This window comes from Pusillimonas minor, assembly GCF_014237865.1.
Taxonomy (GTDB): Bacteria; Pseudomonadota; Gammaproteobacteria; order Burkholderiales; family Burkholderiaceae_B; genus Neopusillimonas; species Neopusillimonas minor.
The window spans coordinates 79,348-95,853 of the sequence record NZ_JACJUU010000009.1 but is presented as its reverse complement, the minus strand read 5'-3'; the positions used below and the strand labels follow the sequence as shown (position 1 = coordinate 95,853).

Annotated in this window: 14 protein-coding genes; 13 read left to right on the top strand and 1 reads right to left on the bottom strand. The window is 56.4% G+C overall.

Going from position 1 to position 16,506, the window contains the following annotated elements:
- Positions 1-193: 193 nt before the first annotated feature.
- Complete coding sequence (locus tag GTU67_RS11640; protein ID WP_185780233.1) at positions 194-1,072, bottom strand: LysR substrate-binding domain-containing protein; 879 nt, start codon at positions 1,070-1,072, stop codon at positions 194-196.
- A 149-nt stretch (positions 1,073-1,221) separates the two neighbouring features.
- Between GTU67_RS11640 and phnC the strand changes: the two genes are divergently transcribed.
- From phnC to uca, 13 genes are all read left to right on the top strand, one after another.
- A complete protein-coding gene (gene phnC, locus GTU67_RS11635) occupies positions 1,222-2,037 on the top strand; it encodes a phosphonate ABC transporter ATP-binding protein (RefSeq protein WP_185780239.1) in 816 nt (271 codons plus the stop codon).
- A gap of 17 nt (positions 2,038-2,054) precedes the next feature.
- Positions 2,055-2,933 (top strand): phosphate/phosphite/phosphonate ABC transporter substrate-binding protein, encoded by an 879-nt coding sequence (gene phnD, locus GTU67_RS11630; RefSeq protein WP_185780232.1) that lies wholly within the window; start codon positions 2,055-2,057, stop codon positions 2,931-2,933.
- 11 nt (positions 2,934-2,944) lie between these two features.
- Positions 2,945-3,736, top strand: a complete 792-nt coding sequence (gene phnE, locus GTU67_RS11625) for a phosphonate ABC transporter, permease protein PhnE (RefSeq protein ID WP_221893356.1) — start codon at positions 2,945-2,947, stop codon at positions 3,734-3,736.
- Between the two features lie 63 nt (positions 3,737-3,799).
- Positions 3,800-4,780 (top strand): NAD(P)-dependent oxidoreductase, encoded by a 981-nt coding sequence (locus GTU67_RS11620; RefSeq protein WP_185780230.1) that lies wholly within the window; start codon positions 3,800-3,802, stop codon positions 4,778-4,780.
- A gap of 1 nt (position 4,781) precedes the next feature.
- Positions 4,782-5,765 carry a YeiH family protein gene (locus GTU67_RS11615; protein ID WP_185780229.1) on the top strand — a complete coding sequence of 328 codons (984 nt, stop codon included), beginning with the start codon at positions 4,782-4,784 and terminating at the stop codon, positions 5,763-5,765.
- Positions 5,766-5,913: 148 nt separating this feature from the next.
- On the top strand, positions 5,914-6,381 hold the full coding sequence (locus GTU67_RS11610; protein ID WP_185780228.1) for a CopD family protein: 468 nt from the start codon (positions 5,914-5,916) through the stop codon (positions 6,379-6,381).
- A 34-nt stretch (positions 6,382-6,415) separates the two neighbouring features.
- Positions 6,416-6,889, top strand: coding sequence for a Dps family protein (locus GTU67_RS11605; RefSeq protein WP_185780227.1), 474 nt, complete (start codon positions 6,416-6,418; stop codon positions 6,887-6,889).
- A 193-nt stretch (positions 6,890-7,082) separates the two neighbouring features.
- Positions 7,083-8,132: an NADP(H)-dependent aldo-keto reductase gene (locus GTU67_RS11600; RefSeq protein WP_185780226.1), complete on the top strand. Its 1,050-nt coding sequence runs from the start codon at positions 7,083-7,085 to the stop codon at positions 8,130-8,132.
- A 5-nt stretch (positions 8,133-8,137) separates the two neighbouring features.
- Positions 8,138-8,824, top strand: a complete 687-nt coding sequence (locus GTU67_RS11595; protein ID WP_185780225.1) for an ABC transporter ATP-binding protein — start codon at positions 8,138-8,140, stop codon at positions 8,822-8,824.
- Positions 8,814-9,608, top strand: coding sequence for an ABC transporter permease (locus GTU67_RS11590; protein ID WP_185780224.1), 795 nt, complete (start codon positions 8,814-8,816; stop codon positions 9,606-9,608). Before GTU67_RS11595 ends, GTU67_RS11590 begins: the two co-directional genes overlap by 11 nt.
- A 60-nt stretch (positions 9,609-9,668) precedes the next feature.
- Positions 9,669-10,466 (top strand): histidinol-phosphatase, encoded by a 798-nt coding sequence (gene hisN / locus GTU67_RS11585; protein WP_185780223.1) that lies wholly within the window; start codon positions 9,669-9,671, stop codon positions 10,464-10,466.
- Positions 10,467-10,752: 286 nt separating this feature from the next.
- On the top strand, positions 10,753-12,594 hold the full coding sequence (gene atzF, locus GTU67_RS11580) for an allophanate hydrolase (protein WP_185780222.1): 1,842 nt from the start codon (positions 10,753-10,755) through the stop codon (positions 12,592-12,594).
- Positions 12,595-12,606: 12 nt separating this feature from the next.
- Positions 12,607-16,227, top strand: coding sequence for an urea carboxylase (uca, locus tag GTU67_RS11575; protein WP_185780221.1), 3,621 nt, complete (start codon positions 12,607-12,609; stop codon positions 16,225-16,227).
- Positions 16,228-16,506: the final 279 nt, after the last annotated feature.

Sequence of the window (16,506 nt, the reverse complement as noted above, 5' to 3'; positions counted from 1 at the left end):
AATAACTAAACCCGGAATCCCTAGGATAGAATCGATTGGAGACATCGACATTACCTCCATTAAACGTGTTTCTTCGCAAAAACAAGTCTAATGAATGTCGCTGTCCCCCTTTAATGATGAAAAGCCAGCACCTCAAACTTTCAGCCCATCATTATGTTTTAGCGTCCTCAATCTTGATGAACAGGGGGGCAGTTCAACCCAAGACTTCCTGCGCCGTCTGCAAAAAATGAGCAATTAAGGGTGAGTTTCTGCGTTCGACCCGACAGATCAGTCGTGTGAACGTATGGGCATTGAATCCTTCAACATCAAGCTGCACGAGGTCAGGGCAGGGTTGATACGCGGTATTCGCGACTACACCAAGCCCCAAGCCTTGGATAACAGCCTCGCGCACGGCCTCACGGCTTCGCATTTCAACGCCGGTTTTAATCTGAATGTTCTTGGCACTGAGCGAATCTTCAAACGCTTTGCGGGTGCCTGAACCTTGCTCCCGCATCACGAACTCTTGGCCATTTAAATCGGTAAACCGCAGGCTCTTTTTCTTGGCTAACGGATGATCGGTGGGGGCGAAGATCACCAGTTTCTGGGCCCGATAAGGCAGACAGAAAATGTGTGGGTCCGTTATTTCATTGAGTACAAGACCAATATCACCCTCGTAGTTCAGAATGCGTTGCGTTATGGACTGCGAGTCTCCCACAGTCACACTGATATGTACCCCAGGATACCGCGCACGGTAGGCTTTGATGATGGGGGTGATGTTGTGCGGGCCGATGGCATGTAAATTCAGCGTGCCACGATAGTTGGTTTTTGCCGCAATCAGCAAAGATTGCGCATCTTGTTCTGCACTGAATAACCTTTGCGTATGCTCAAGTAGGGCGTTGCCAAACTGCGTTAACTCCAGCCGTCGGCCTTGGCGATAGAAGAGTTCGACCCCATATTCCGATTCCAGTCTGATGATATGAGCCGATACGGTGGGCTGACGCAGCCCCAGTTGCCGTGCTGCTGTGGTGATTGTGCCTGTTCGTGCTGTGGCATCGAAGGCTTTGAGGGCGGCGATAAGTGAGGTTCCAGACATAGATGAAATCTATAGATAACTAAATTATTCAATGTAAAACGTACATATTGGTGAAATAGCATTTGATCATACTGTCGCCCAATGTCTGAGATACAGCTGCCGATAATTGACTGGCAATGTGTAGACCAACGAATTGAAAGGTGACCTTAATGACTGCTTCCCCATCGTCCTCATGGCTCTTGCAGACCAGAAGTCTTGCCGTGGTTTATAGCAATGGCTATCAGGCGCTTCAGCCTACCTCTTTGACGATTCGCCCAGGTGAGTTTCTTGTGTTGCTTGGGGCATCTGGCGCGGGTAAGTCAACACTGCTGCGTAGCCTGAATGGTTTGGTACGACCCACGGCAGGTGAATTGCTATTGCACGATATCGATCACCCATTGTCGGGTGGACGTGCCCTGCGCGAGCATCGTCGCCGTACGGGCATGGTGTTCCAGCAACATCATTTGATTGGGCGTCAAACCGTTTTGGCTAATGTCTTGATGGGCCTGTTGGCAACGCGCAGCAGTTTGCGATCCCTTGCGCCGTGGTCCAAGGACGATAAAGAAAAAGCGCTGAGTGCACTTGACCGTGTAGGTTTGATTGACAAGGCGTTGACACGGGCTGATGCCTTGTCGGGCGGGCAGCAACAGCGCGTTGGAATTGCACGTGCCTTGATTCAGCAGCCCCGCCTGATGCTGGCTGATGAGCCTGTTGCTAGTCTGGATCCCCATACCGCTGAAAGCGTCTTGCAGCTGCTTCACGATATTTGCAAAACCGATCATCTCACTGCTGTGGTGAGTTTGCACCAGATTGATTTTGCCAAACGATTTGCGGATCGGATTGTTGGGTTGAGTCAGGGGCGCGTCGTTTTTGACGGCAAACCCGCGGCTTTAACCGACGCTGATATTCAAAGACTTTACACCGGGAACGTGAGTCATGACGCGCCCGAAACCCATCTAGATATCCCCGCCCTGTGCGCGGCTTGATTATTCAGGAGAATTTTATGTTGAAACGTCGTCATGTTTTGAAAGCGGTTGTGGCTGGCTTTTTTGCGGTTGCATTGCCTTTATCGAGCGCTGTACAGGCCAAAAACCCAGACCGCTTGCGCGTTGCGCTGTTGCCAGACGAAAACGCTGCAACGCTGATTCAGAATGCACAACCGCTGAAGCAGTATCTTGAAAAAACTTTGAATAAAGACATTGAAATTATTGTGACGACAGATTATTCGTCCATGATTGAGGCAATGCGTTTTGGGCGTATTGAAGTCGCTTACTTTGGTCCTTTCTCGTATGTTTTAGCAAAGAGTAAAGCCCCCAAGATCGAGCCTTTTGCCGTCGGTGTTGAGCGCGGTTCACCGACATATCAATCTGTCATGATTGCCAATGTGGATGGGCCAGTGAAGCGCTTGGAAGATATCCGTGGTCAGTCTTTTGGTTTTGGCGACCAAGCATCGACGTCCAGCCATTTGGCGCCACGCGCGCACATTCAGACGAAAGTAGGCCTGGACGGCGAGAAGGATTATCGTCCTGTACATTTGGGAACGCACGACGCGGTAGCGCGTGCAGTACAGACAGGGCAGGTACCCGCCGGTGGGTTGTCAAAGCCTATTTTGGAGGCCTTGATTGCTAAAGGTACGATTGATCCGACAAAAATTGTTGAGCTGGATTTGAGTGCGCCGATTCCAAACTACCCGATGGTGATGCAAGACAATTTGGACCCAGCGTTGAAACAAAAAATTCGTAGTGCCTTTTTAGAAATGAAAGATCCGGAAGTTTTGAAGAGCTTCCGTGTCGAGGCATTTGCTGCGACTGATGATAAGGCTTACGACGTGCTGCGTGAAACAGCCAAAGTCCTTAATCTTGATATCGGGACAATGAAGTGACAACAGATACCTTGAAATATGCACATTTGCTGGCGGTTGACCGCCAGCGTAACCAGCGTACGTTCATGCTGGTGATGCTGATCGTGTTGTGTTGTCTGGTGGCATTGGGCATTACAGGGTTTTTTGATGCCCAGCGTTTCATCGATGGTGCGCCCGCGATGCACCAGCTGGGATCAGAAATGATTCCGCCTGATTTTTCACGTTGGCCACATTGGGTTATTCCTTTACGTGACACGTTGGCGATGTCGGTGGCCGGTACCGCTTTGACGGTTGTCTTGTCGCTGCCCCTGGCATTGTTGGCAGCGCCTAATACGACACCCCATCCGTTGGTAGGGCGTGCTTTGCGGGTTGTGTTGGCGGCCTTTCGGTCAGTGCCTGAAATTATTCTAGGCATTATTTTTGTGGCGGCCGTTGGCTTTGGGGCGCTTCCTGGTGTGCTGGCACTGGCGCTGCATTCGACCGGTATGGTTGGCAAGTTTTATGCCGAGGCGATAGAGCATGTGGACCCTAAACCCATGGAGGCCGCAGCAGCTGCAGGGGCAAGTCGTTTTCAGATCATTACACATGCTGTATTGCCGCAAGTGTTACCCCAATTGGCCGACATCACAATTTATCGTTGGGAATATCACTTCCGGGCCTCAGCGGTCTTGGGGATCGTCGGTGCAGGCGGGATTGGTTTTGAACTGATGGCAGCCTTGCGCCTGATCAAGTACTCCGAAGTGTCTGCGATCCTGTTGTCTATCTTGGCCTGTGTGATTGTGGTCGATAGCTTGGGTGGCTGGTTACGTAAGAACCTGAAGTAAGACTTCAGACCGACCCTGCGTCGAGATGAGGTGGGGTCTTATTTGAATAAGAAAAGATTTGATATGTCGAAGAAAATTGTGGTGACTCAGCCCGTGCATGCTGAAGTTTTACGCACACTACAAAGTGTGGGTGAGGTGGTCATGAATACTGGGCCTGCGCCTTGGACTCAGGCGGAACTGTATCAGCACCTGGTCGATGCCGAAGCCATGATGGCATTTATGCCAGATCGTGTCGACGCAGAAGTGTTACGTCATGCCCCCCGTTTGAAAACCATTGCATGTGCATTGAAGGGGTATGACAACTTTGATCTGCAGGCCTGTGAGCAGGCCGGTGTGGTCGTATCGTTTGTGCCTGATTTGTTAACAGAACCGACCGCCGAGTTAGCGATTGGTTTGGCGATCGCAGCAGCACGCAATATTAAACCTGGTGATGATTTTGTCCGTACGGGCCAGTATGAAGGTTGGCGCCCCGTACTGTACGGAACGGGTTTGCATCAGTCTGTCGTGGCTGTGGTGGGGTTGGGTGCCGTCGGACGGGCGATTGTGGATCGTTTACAGGGTTTCGGGTGCGCCCAAATTTTGGGAGTTGATCCCTATAACGTCGATGAGCGTGTCGTTCAGGTCGCGCTGTCCACCGCAATGACACAAGCCGACTACCTTATTCTGGCCGTACCCTTGACTGATACAAGCCGTTATCTCATTGATGACGCGGCATTAGCTCAGGCCAAGCCGGGGCAGGTTCTGGTGAATATCGGACGGGGCTCAGTGGTATGCGAGGCTGCCGTAGCACGTGCTTTGCAGCGTGGTCAGTTAGGGGCCTATGCGGCCGATGTCTACGAAATGGAAGATTGGCGACTGGCCGACCGTCCTCTTTATATTAATCCGGTCTTGTTGGTCGCTGACAATACCGTATTGACCCCGCATATTGGTTCTGCGGTGGCACGTGTGCGTCTGGCGATTGAGTTGCGTGCGGCTGATAACTTAATTCAAGTGTTGGCGGGGCAGATGCCTGCAGATATCGTACGCTCCGTTATTCCTGCTTGAAATGTTCGCCGGGCTACTGTTGACCGCCATTTTGGCGATTTCGGGGGTAGGGCTCGCGCAGGTGGCTTGGGCTAACACCATGGGGTTAAGCGGGCTGACACTGGCGATTATCCTGGGGATGGTCGTGGGTAATACCGTTTTTCCCCATATGGCCAAGCAGGTCTCGGCGGGTGTTGATTTTTCAAAAAGCACGTTGCTCAAGGTCGGGATTGTCTTATTCGGGTTCAAAATTACCATCCAGGAAATGATCCAGATTGGTTGGAGCGGCGTGGTGATTGCGGTGCTTATGGTCGGGTTGACCTTTGGGTTGGCTTTGGGATTGGGTCGTTTATTGCGATTGGATAGACAAACGGCCATGCTGATTGGTGCCGGTAGTGCCATTTGTGGTGCAGCTGCAGTCATTGCAACCGAGTCTGTCGTAAAAGGGCAGGCTCATAAAGTGACAGTGGCCGTGGCGACAGTCGTTATATTTGGCACGTTGGCTATGTTTTCTTATCCATGGCTATATCCCGTTTTGAACATGACGGATCAGGCTTTCGGTGTCTTCGTGGGCTCAACGGTTCATGAAGTGGCGCAAGTCGTGGCGGTAGGCGTCGCTGTAAACGAGTCTGTTGCTTCAACGGCGGTCATTGAAAAAATGATTAGGGTCATGTTTTTAGCCCCTTTTCTCTTGATCTTATCGGCTTTCGTGACCCGCCCATCAGCGCAGGGTAGACGCGTGGTCATCCCTTGGTTTGCCGCCTTGTTTATTGTGATGGTCGGACTGAATTCATTGCAGATACTTCCTGCAGCGTGGGTAGCCCTCATTGTGCAGTTGGATGCCGTATTGTTGGCGATGGCCATGGCTGCATTAGGCTTGCGGACGCGCGTAAGTTTTTTGCGTGAGGCAGGGTTGCGCCCCATGCTATTGGCGACAGCTTTGTTTGTTTTTCTGGTGGTCGGGGGCTATGTCATTAACGTAGGGGTCATGGAGGGGCTGGGTTAGTTTTATTCAATGCGTTTGATGACTACGCGACTTCATCACAACCCTGTTGCGGTTGTATCATTAGCGACCAGTCGACGATAGATTGTTGGTCAAAATGAATATTTCAGGGCCGACTATGTAGCGCCACCATTACTTAAACGGAGCCCGCATGCTGTATGCCATTCTTAAAACCTTGCACGTCCTGTCCATCATTGTCTGGGTGGGCGGCATGGCATTTGCCCATTGTTTCTTGCGGCCTGTGGCTGCACAGCTCGACCCGCCAGTGCGCCTGAATTTGCTGTGCAACGTGTTGGGGCGGTTTTTCAAGGCGTTGCTGTGGCTTGCGCCGTTGGCCATTATCACGGGCATCTGGATGATCGGTAACGCTGCACGTTCTGCATCGAAAGCCGGTATCGGGTTCAGCATGCCGCTTGACTGGCACATCATGTCGGTGCTGGGCCTGATCATGCTGATTATTTTCCTGGCCGTACGCTTTCGGCTGTATCCGCAATTCGCCCGTGCGGTGGCGGGGGCAGACTGGCCGGTTGCCGGGGCCGCAATGGCCAAGATTCGCAAATGGGTGGCCATAAATCTGGTGCTTGGGCTTACCACGGTTGCCGTGACATTGGTATATTGAAGCTTGTTCCTTCAACTGCAACAAGGTACTTACCATGAAGATCGATATCGGCATCTCTGAAAAAGATCGTAAAGCCATTACCAAAGGGTTGGGCAATTTGCTGGCCGACACCTACACGCTTTACCTGACGACGCACAACTTCCACTGGAACGTGACCGGCCCCATGTTCAACAGTCTGCACGATATGTTCATGCAGCAGTACACCGAGCTCTGGAATGCAGTCGACCCCATTGCCGAGCGTATTCGTTCGTTGGGCTTCCCGGCACCGGGTTCTTATGCCGAATTCGCCAAGCTCAGCTCATTGCCTGATGCCCCGGTCAAGCCGCCCAAAGCGCTCGAAATGGTCGCCATTTTGGCCAAGGGACACGAGGCCACGGCTAAAACCGCGCGCGCGTTGTACCCCTTGGTCGATAAAGCCAGTGACGAGCCCACAGCCGACTTGTTAACCCAGCGTATTACCGTGCACGAGCAAACTGCCTGGATGCTGCGCTCGTTGCTGGAGCAATAAACCCGAGCGGGGTAGCCGGAGGCAGGTGATTTAAATTAGCACCTGGCCCGCATCGGCTACCTGGCTTAAAAAGCCGGGCCACCCCGCTTTGCCGCAAGGCGCCGGGGTGGCCCGGCTTTTTTTGTGCCCGGTTCGGTCGTGTCGTCTTCAGCAGATACAATGTTCCAAGTCATTTCAGCACGAAGGAGCAACAATGCAGTATCGCAAGCTGGGTCATACCGATATTCAAGTCAGCCTGATTGGTCTGGGTACCATGACGTTCGGGGAGCAGAACACCGAAGCGCAGGCGCACGAGCAACTGGATTATGCCTACGCCCAGGGTGTGAACCTGGTCGATGTGGCCGAGATGTACCCGGTACCGCCCAAGCCCGAAACCTATGGCTCAAGTGAACGGTTTGTGGGCTCTTGGCTAAAGAAAACCGGTTTGCGCGACAAAATTGTATTGGCCACAAAAATTGCCGGCCCGTCGCGTCAGGCGGGTCGCCCCAGCCATATTCGGGGTACGGCCAACCAGTTCGACAAAGCCAATCTGGTAGAAGCCCTTGAGGGCAGTTTGCAGCGCCTGGGCACCGACTATGTCGATTTATATCAGTTGCATTGGCCCGATCGCAGCACCACAACCTTTGGCCGTACCGCTTACCCGTACGAAGATGAGCCCTATACCGTGTCCATCGAGGAGACCTTGCTGGCACTGTCCGACCTGGTGAAAGCGGGAAAAATCCGGCATATCGGTGTGTCAAACGAGACCCCTTGGGGTGTGTCGCGGTTCTTGGCGGCGGCGCGCGAGCTGGGGCTTGAACGTATTGTGTCCATCCAGAACCCGTACAACCTGCTGAACCGCACCTACGAAGTGGGCTTGTCCGAATTTACGCATCGTGATGGGGTAGGCTTGCTGGCGTATTCGCCGCTGGCGTTTGGGTGGTTATCGGGCAAATACGAAGGCGGGGCCCGGCCGGCGGGTGCCCGTATTACCTTGTTCGAGCGTTTTACGCGTTACACACGGCCGCAAGCGGTGGCCGCTACCTCGGCGTATGTGGCACTGGCCCAAAAGCATGGGTTGACGCCGGCATCCATGGCACTGGCCTTCGTCAATCGTCAGCCTTTCGTCACCAGCAATCTGGTTGGCGCGACGTCACTCGAGCAGCTTCGCGAGAATATCGCCAGCGCCGAGGTCAAGCTCGACGACGAGGTCTTGCAAGGCATCGAGGTGGTTCACGAACTTTATCCCAACCCAGCGCCTTAAGCTCGATGACAGATAACGTGTTCGAACTGTCGGGCGTGACGCATGCCCGACAGGGGCGTGAGGTGTTGCATGACATCAACCTGTGCCTGGCGCGTGGGCGGCCGGTGTGCCTGGTAGGCCCCAGCGGTAGCGGCAAGACATCGTTTTTACGTTTGCTGAACCGGCTTGAAACCCCTGTTGACGGCCGCATACTTTTCAATGGCAAGCCCATTGAAGACTACCCGGTGCGTCGTTTGCGTACGCAGGTAGGGTTTGCGTTTCAGACGCCGGCCATGTTCGACGGCACAGTGCACGACAACCTGACTGCGGCGGTAAGGTTTTCCAAGGGCAAGCCGGTCCACGAAGATCAAGAGCGTATGCAGCGTGCGCTCGAACTGGCTGAGTTATCGGGCGAGTACCTTGAGCGTCCAGCTGACCAGTTGTCGGGCGGCGAAAAGCAGCGCGTGGCGTTGGCCCGCACGCTTATGACTGATCCCGCCGTTTTGCTGCTCGACGAACCCACTTCGGCGCTTGATCCCGATTCCGGCGCGCGCTTGATCAATACCCTCAAGAAATTGTCCGATGCCGGGATGACCATCATTATGTCGACACATCGCCTGGATGAAACCGAGGCGTTGCAGGCCAACGTGGTCACGTTCGATGCCGGCCGTGTGGTTTCGCATAAAACAGCAGGGGGGCGCGATGTCGATTGAGCGCGCGATAGATCTGGACTGGATCAATCTGGCCATGGCTTTGCCACTGATTTTTGTGGCCATCGGGTTGTCGTGGTGGCAACGCCTGGGGTTGGGCAAGAGTCTTATCATTGGGGCCATTCGGGCTGCGGTCCAGTTGCTGCTGATTGGCCAGATTCTGGTCTGGCTGTTTTCGACCGAACGCTGGTATTTGGTACTGGCCGTATTGCTTGTTATGGTGGTGGCCGCTACTTTTTCGGCCACGGGCCGGCTGGAAGCCGTTGGGTCGCGCGCCAGATTGCGGTGGCTTTGTGGCGGTGCCATCTTGATTGGCTCTGGCCTGACCATGGCTTATGTCGATGTGCTGGTTGTGCATATTACGCCCTGGTACGACCCCCGCTACCTTATTCCCATATTTGGCATGATTGTGGGTAATGCCATGAACGGTGCGGCCTTGGCGGCAGAGCGCTTGCGTTCGGAGTTCCAGTCGCGGCGCGACGAAATTGAAGCCTGCCTGGCTTTGGGCGCCAGCCCGGCGCAGGCATCGGCTATTGTTGTGCGGCAGGCCATGCAGGCGGCAATGATCCCGACCATCAATGCATTGGCTGTGGTGGGCATTGTGTCGTTGCCCGGTATGATGACGGGGCAGATTCTGGCGGGCGCCGACCCGACCCAGGCCGTTAACTACCAATTGGTGGTGATGTTCATGCTAACGTCGGCAACAGCCATTACCGCCATTTTGGTGACCTTGTGGTACCGCAACCGCTTTTTTAGTCGCGACGAACAACTGGTGATGCTGGATTAACACGCGCGATTTTGTTGCAGCCGTTTTACGGCAGCCTTCTTGTTTTTTTATTTTTCTACTATGTCTTTTAGCGCTGACCAACTCAACGAGTACCGGCAATTTGCCGAAACGCTGGCCGATGCGGCTGCCAAGGCGATCATGCCTTATTTCCGCGCGCCGCTGCCGGTGCAAGACAAAGGCGGCAAGCTGTTCGACCCGGTGACCGAGGCCGACAAGGCGGCCGAACGCGTGATGCGAGAACTGATTCTTGAGCACTACCCGGAACACGGGATTGTGGGCGAAGAGGAAGACAATGTGGCGGCGGGTAGCAGTGGGCTGACCTGGGTGCTTGACCCTATCGACGGTACGCGCGCCTTTATTACCGGCATGCCCTTGTGGGGCACGCTGATTGCGCTGAACGACGGCCAGCGTCCTTTTCTGGGTGTCATGAACCAGCCTTACACCGGCGAGCGTTTTGTGGGTACGCCGGCGGGCGCCTGGTGCAATGGCCAGGTGCTTAAAACCCGGGCATGCGCCGGCATTGCGTCGGCGCGCCTGATGTGCACCTCCCCGCAAATTTTCGATAACGAGCAGCAGTTGGCGGCCTTTAATGCCGTGGCCGAACAGGTTCAGTTGTTACGTTATGGTGGTGATTGCTATGCCTATTGCATGTTGGCGTCCGGCCATGTCGATGCTGTCATCGAGGCGGGTCTGCAAGCCTACGACGTGCAGGCGCTGATCCCCATTATTGAAGGCGCCGGTGGCATCATGACGGCCTGGGACGGCGGTGATGCGCAGCACGGCGGGCCGGTTGTCGCCGCAGGCGATCCGGTATTGCACGCGCAACTGGTTGCGCAATTGTCGGCCGCAATGCGGTAGCGTCTGTGGTGCGATGCTATGCCGTGACGTGCTGTGTGCCGGGCTTAGGCCCGGCTTTTTTTCGCGCCTCACCTGGATCTGTCTGCTACGCTCTGTCGGCAGGTGCCGGGCAGAAGGGCTGCACCTATATGGTGCGATAACCCCAGCCGACACACAGATCGTTGTGGTGCGACGATCGCGCACTGCGGGGTGACACGGCTTCACGTGCTAATTAACGCGCTTTAATAATTAGTGGCATGTATCTTGCTTGATAACACCTGTTTCCACAAAAACCAGGTGTCGGATCATGCTGCTCGAAACTTCCAGGTCATTGATAACAAAAGGATGGACGATCGACCAGTGGCAATCGGCCTATCAGCAGTCTGGCGCGTTGCCGTCCGACTTGCTTTCTGAATTGTTGAACAGTTTGTCTGACAATGATCCCGCGTGGATCTCAGTGGCCAGTGCGGATCAACTGGCCGGTCAGCTTGACGCGTTGGCGCGTCGTTTAGCGGATGTGAACGGCGATATGTCGGCCTTGCCGTTATACGGCGTGCCCTTTGCGGTAAAAGACAATATTGATGCCGGGGGTTGGACGACTACGGCGGCTTGCCCCGCATTTGCCTACACCGCCCGCGACGATGCGCATGTGGTGGCGCTGTTGCGCAGTGCCGGTGCCGTTCTTGTGGGCAAAACCAATCTTGACCAGTTTGCCACCGGTCTGGTGGGTACACGTTCGCCGTGGGGGGCCGTGCCCAACACGTTCGATCCGGCCTATATCAGTGGTGGGTCCAGTTCGGGTTCGGCCAGTGTGGTGGCTCGGGGGCTGGTGCCTTTTGCATTGGGTACCGACACCGCCGGCTCGGGCCGCGTGCCCGCTGCATTCAATAATATTGTGGGTCTTAAGCCTACCCGAGGGTGGGTCAGTAATCGCGGGTTGGTGCCGGCTTGCCGAACGCTGGATTGCATTACGGCCTTTGCACTTACGGTTGAAGATGCGTCGGCCGTGGTCTCGCTTTTCAGTGGTTACGATGCGGCCGATCCGTTTAGCCGCACCCGGCCCACGAGCGCGCCCGCTCATTTTTCGTGCAAACCTGTATTGGCGGTGCCGGCGAACCCCAGGTTTGACGGCGACAACCGAGCCCAGTCGCATTTCGAGACAAACCTGAAGCAGCTGGAAAACATGGGGGCGACCCTGGTTGAAATCGACTTCACGCCGTTCAGCGAGCTGGCTCAGCTGTTGTATGCCGGCCCATGGGTTGCCGAGCGGCACGTGGCGATCGAACGCCTGATGACCGAACAACCCGAGGCCGTTCATCCGGTTGTGCGAGGCATTATCGAGCAGGCTGACCGTTATAGCGCGGCTGATGCCTTTCGTGCCGAATATCGTCGCGCTGCACTGGCGCGCCAGATTCAACAGGTACTGGCAACGGCAGACGCACTGGTGGTGCCTTCAACGCCTTCTATCTATACCATCGCGCAAGTCTTGCAACAGCCCGTTGCTTTGAACTCGACACTGGGCACCTACACCAACTTCACGAACCTGGCCGACTTGTGTGCGCTTGCCCTGCCGGGTGGGCTGCGTAGCGATGGCTTGCCCGCAGGTATTACGTTGATTGCACCTGCGTGGCACGACGCGTCGCTGGTGGATTTTGGTGTGCGCTGGCAAGCCGCGAACACGACTTCGCCGGGTGCGCCCGGCGTATGGCAAGGCGAGTGGCCGCCAGCAGCGTCGCCTGATTATGTGTCCAATCGCGGCCATGAGGTGATGGTTGCTGTTGTGGGGGCGCATTTACGTGGCATGCCTTTGAATCATCAGTTGACGTCGCGGGGCGCGCGATTTGTCGAGGAAACGCATACGACCGCCGATTACCGGCTGTATGCGTTGTCGGGCACGACCCCGCCCAAGCCGGGCTTGAAGCATGTGCCGGGCTCGGGCGCCAAAATTGCGCTGGAACTGTGGGCAATGACCCCCCAGGCTTTTGGTGAATTTACTGCCGAAGTGCCCGCGCCGCTGGGTATTGGCAATGTCATGCTGGCCGACGGTCGTCGCGTCAAGGGCTTCATATGCGAGCCTTCGGGGTTTGATGATGCACTGGACATCACTGCCCATGGCGGTTGGCGCAGTTACGTTAAACACGCGAAGTAGCGGAGGCTCATCATGTTTCATACCGTACTTGTCGCCAACCGTGGCGAAATCGCAGTCAGGGCCATCCGGACGCTCAAACGGCTGGGCATCAAGAGCGTGGCGGTTTACGCCGACGCCGACCGCAACACCAGTCACGTCCGGTTGGCCGACGAGGCCATCGCACTGGAGGGCGACCGGCCCGTCGATACCTACCTGAACATTGCAAAAATCATTGCCGCTTGCCGGCAAACCGGTGCCCAGGCGGTGTTTCCGGGCTATGGCTTCCTGTCCGAAAGCATGGCGTTTTGTCAGGCTTGCGTTGACAACGACCTGGTCTTTATAGGCCCGACCCCGGCGCAAATCGAGGCGTTCGGGCTTAAGCACCGGGCGCGCGAACTGGCGCAGGCGGCCGGGGTGCCCATGACGCCAGGCACCAGCTTGCTGGGCAGTCTTGAAGAGGCGCTTGCGGCTGCGCAAGACATTGGCTATCCGGTCATGCTCAAGACGACAGCGGGGGGCGGCGGCATCGGGTTGACGCGTTGCGACACGGCCGATGCGCTGGGCAAAGCTTACGACAGTGTGCAACGGTTAGGCGAAACATTTTTCCGCGATGGCGGCGTGTTCCTGGAGCGTTTTGTTGACCAGGCGCGACACGTGGAAGTGCAGATTTTTGGCGACGGCAACGGGCGCGTTGTGGCCTTGGGTGAGCGTGATTGCTCAATACAGCGCCGCAACCAGAAGCTGATCGAAGAAACGCCCGCGCCGTGCCTGCCTGCCGCCACGCGCCAGGCGTTGCTTGATGCGGCCGTCATGTTGGGCCGGTCGGTAAATTATCGTAGTGCCGGCACTGTAGAGTTTATTTACGATGCTGCGCGCGATGCTTTTTATTTTCTTGAGGTCAATACGCGTCTTCAGGTTGAGCACCCGGTGACCGAGGCCGTAACCGGCCTGGATTTAGTCGAGTGCATGTTGCGTGTTGCGGCGGGCGATTCGCTTGATTGGACTGCGTTGTCGCGCGGGCCAAGGGGCGCGGCGATTGAAGTGCGGCTGTATGCAGAAGATCCACTCAAGCAATTTCAGCCTTCACCCGGCACGCTAACCGACGTTTACTTCCCGGAAGAGGTCCGTGTTGACGGCTGGGTGGAGACGGGCACCGAAGTGACGTCGTTCTACGACCCTATGCTGGCCAAGCTGATCGTCTGGGGTGATGATCGTGCAGCAGCGCTTGCCCGTTTGCAGGCTGCGCTGGCGAAAACCCGTATTCACGGCATTGCCACTAACCTAGACTATCTGCGTCAAATTGCAGGGGCGACGGCGTTTGCCCAGGGTCAAGTTAGCACTCAGTTTTTGGGTGGTTTCGAGTACCGGCCACCTGTGATTGAAGTGGTCGCGGCGGGCACGGCCACCAGCGTCCAGGATTACCCCGGGCGTGAAGGGTTTTGGGATATTGGCGTACCGCCGTCCGGCCCGATGGACGATTTCGCCTTCAGGGTAGCCAACCGGCTGGTCGGTAACCATGACAAAGCGGCGGGGCTTGAGGCCACCTTGACCGGGCCGACGTTGCGTTTTCATACCGATGCGGTTGTTGCCCTGACGGGTGCGGCAATGGCCGTCACGCTCGACGGTGACGAATGCCCGATGTGGAGCGCCTTCGATATTAAAGCCGGGCAGGTCTTGAAGTTTGGCAAGGTGTTGTCGGGTTGCCGGACATACCTGGCCGTACGTAACGGCATCGATGTGCCCGAGTACCTGGGGAGCCGGTCGACATTTGCCCTGGGGCAGTTTGGCGGGCATGCCGGCAGGGTACTGCGCGGCGGCGACATGCTGGCGGTATCCCAGCCTGGCTTACCCGCGTGCACCACACCGGCGCCGGTTGCCGCGCCGTCACGACTCGATACGCCGCTGGTGCCTACATATGGCAGTCGATGGAATATCGGCGTGTTGTATGGCCCTCATGGCGCGCCCGACTTTCTTGACCCGGCCGCCATCGAGATGTTCTTTTCCACCGATTGGCAGGTGCATTACAACTCGAATCGTCTGGGGATTCGCCTGATTGGCCCCAAACCCACCTGGGCCCGTACTGATGGCGGCGAGGCGGGCTTGCACCCGTCAAACGTGCACGATTGCGAATACGCTATTGGCAGTATTAATTTTTCGGGCGATACGCCGATTATTCTGACCAAAGATGGACCGAGCCTGGGCGGCTTTGTGTGCCCGGTCACCATTGCAAAGGCCGAGCTGTGGAAAGTCGGCCAGGTCAAACCAGGCGATTTGATTCGGTTTCACCCGTTAACGTACGACCAGGCGGTGCTGCTGCAGTTGCGCCAGGAAGAGGCTATTGCAACATTGTGTGCACCCCCGGAAGGTATTGCCAGTGTGCCGGTGGCGCAGCCCGCAGCCCTGGCGTCGACTATTGTGGCCCAGTTATCGCCACAGGGGCATCATCCACGTATTACTTACCGGCAGGCGGGCGACAGTTATTTGCTGCTGGAGTATGGCGATAACGTACTTGAAATCGCCTTGCGCCTGCGCATTCATTTGCTGATGCAGCATCTGGCGCAGCACCCGATAGCGGGCGTGTTCGAGTTGTCGCCCGGGGTGCGCTCATTGCAGGTGCGCTACGACAGCCTGAAAATTCGCCAATCCGATCTGGTCGACCGGCTGCTGGCGATTGAGGCGCGTTTGCCAGACGTGAAAACGGTGCGCGTACCGACGCGGGTTGTGCATTTGCCGGTTGCCTGGGAAGACACGGCAACGCTTGACGCTGTGCAGCGCTACCGGGAAACGGTGAAGTCTGACGCGCCTTGGCTACCCAACAATGTTGACTTCATTCAGCGCATCAATGGTCTGGCGCATCGCGATGAGGTACAGAAAACTTTCTTCGATACCAGCTACCTTGTCATGGGCCTGGGCGATGTGTACCTGGGGGCGCCGTGCGCTGTGCCCTTAGACCCGCGTCATCGCTTGCTGACCTCAAAGTACAACCCGGCCCGTACGTATACCGCCGAAGGCACTGTGGGCATTGGCGGGGTGTACATGTGCATTTACGGCATGGATTCGCCCGGTGGTTATCAGTTGGTGGGGCGTACCGTGCCGATCTGGAACAAGTTCTTGAAGAACCCGGTGTTTCATGCGGGCAAACCTTGGTTGCTGCGCTTCTTCGACCAGGTGCGTTTTTACCCGGTGTCAGAAGCCGAATTAACCCGGTTTCGCGAAGATTTTCGTGAAGGCAGGGCGGTGGTGCAGATCGAAGAAGAGGTCTTCGATTACGCGGTATATCAGCAGTTTCTGGACGACAATGCCGACAGCATTGCGCAGTTCAAACAGCGTCAGATGCAGGCGTTCGCCTCGGAAGTTGCCCGTTGGAAAGTGGATGATGTCGCCGTGCAGGAGACGCCGGCTGTGCTGGATTCAACCGTCAGCCTGGCCAAGGGGCAGTCGCTGATCGAGGCCGATCTGTCGGGCAATATCTGGAAGGTTCAGGTTACCGCGGGGCAGCGGGTCGCCGAGGGCGAGACGCTGCTGATTGTCGAGGCCATGAAAATGGAGGTGCATGTTACGGCCCCCTCGGCAGGACGCGTCGACAGGGTCGTGTGCGCGTCGGGGCGGACGGTCAACGCGGGGGATCCGTTGGTGGTGTTTGCGGCTGATTGATGGCGTTGGCGAGAAGCTGTCGCGCTTGCCGTTGTGCTGCCGGCTTTGTGGCTTGCCATAAGTGCGGCAGGCTTGGGGTGGGCCTTGGCTTTGCTGTCGCGCTGCCGGTTTTGGGGCCGGTCTGGGCGGGGGCATCGCGCGGCCCCTTCGGGGCTGCTCGCCACGGTCACAATGCGTAAGGCGGTCGCGAAACTCGCGGGATCGACCAGCCCCCGGCTGGTCGAAAACGTTCCGCTCAGACAGTCGCGACCTTGCCTCCTTACGCATTGCGCCCGCGAC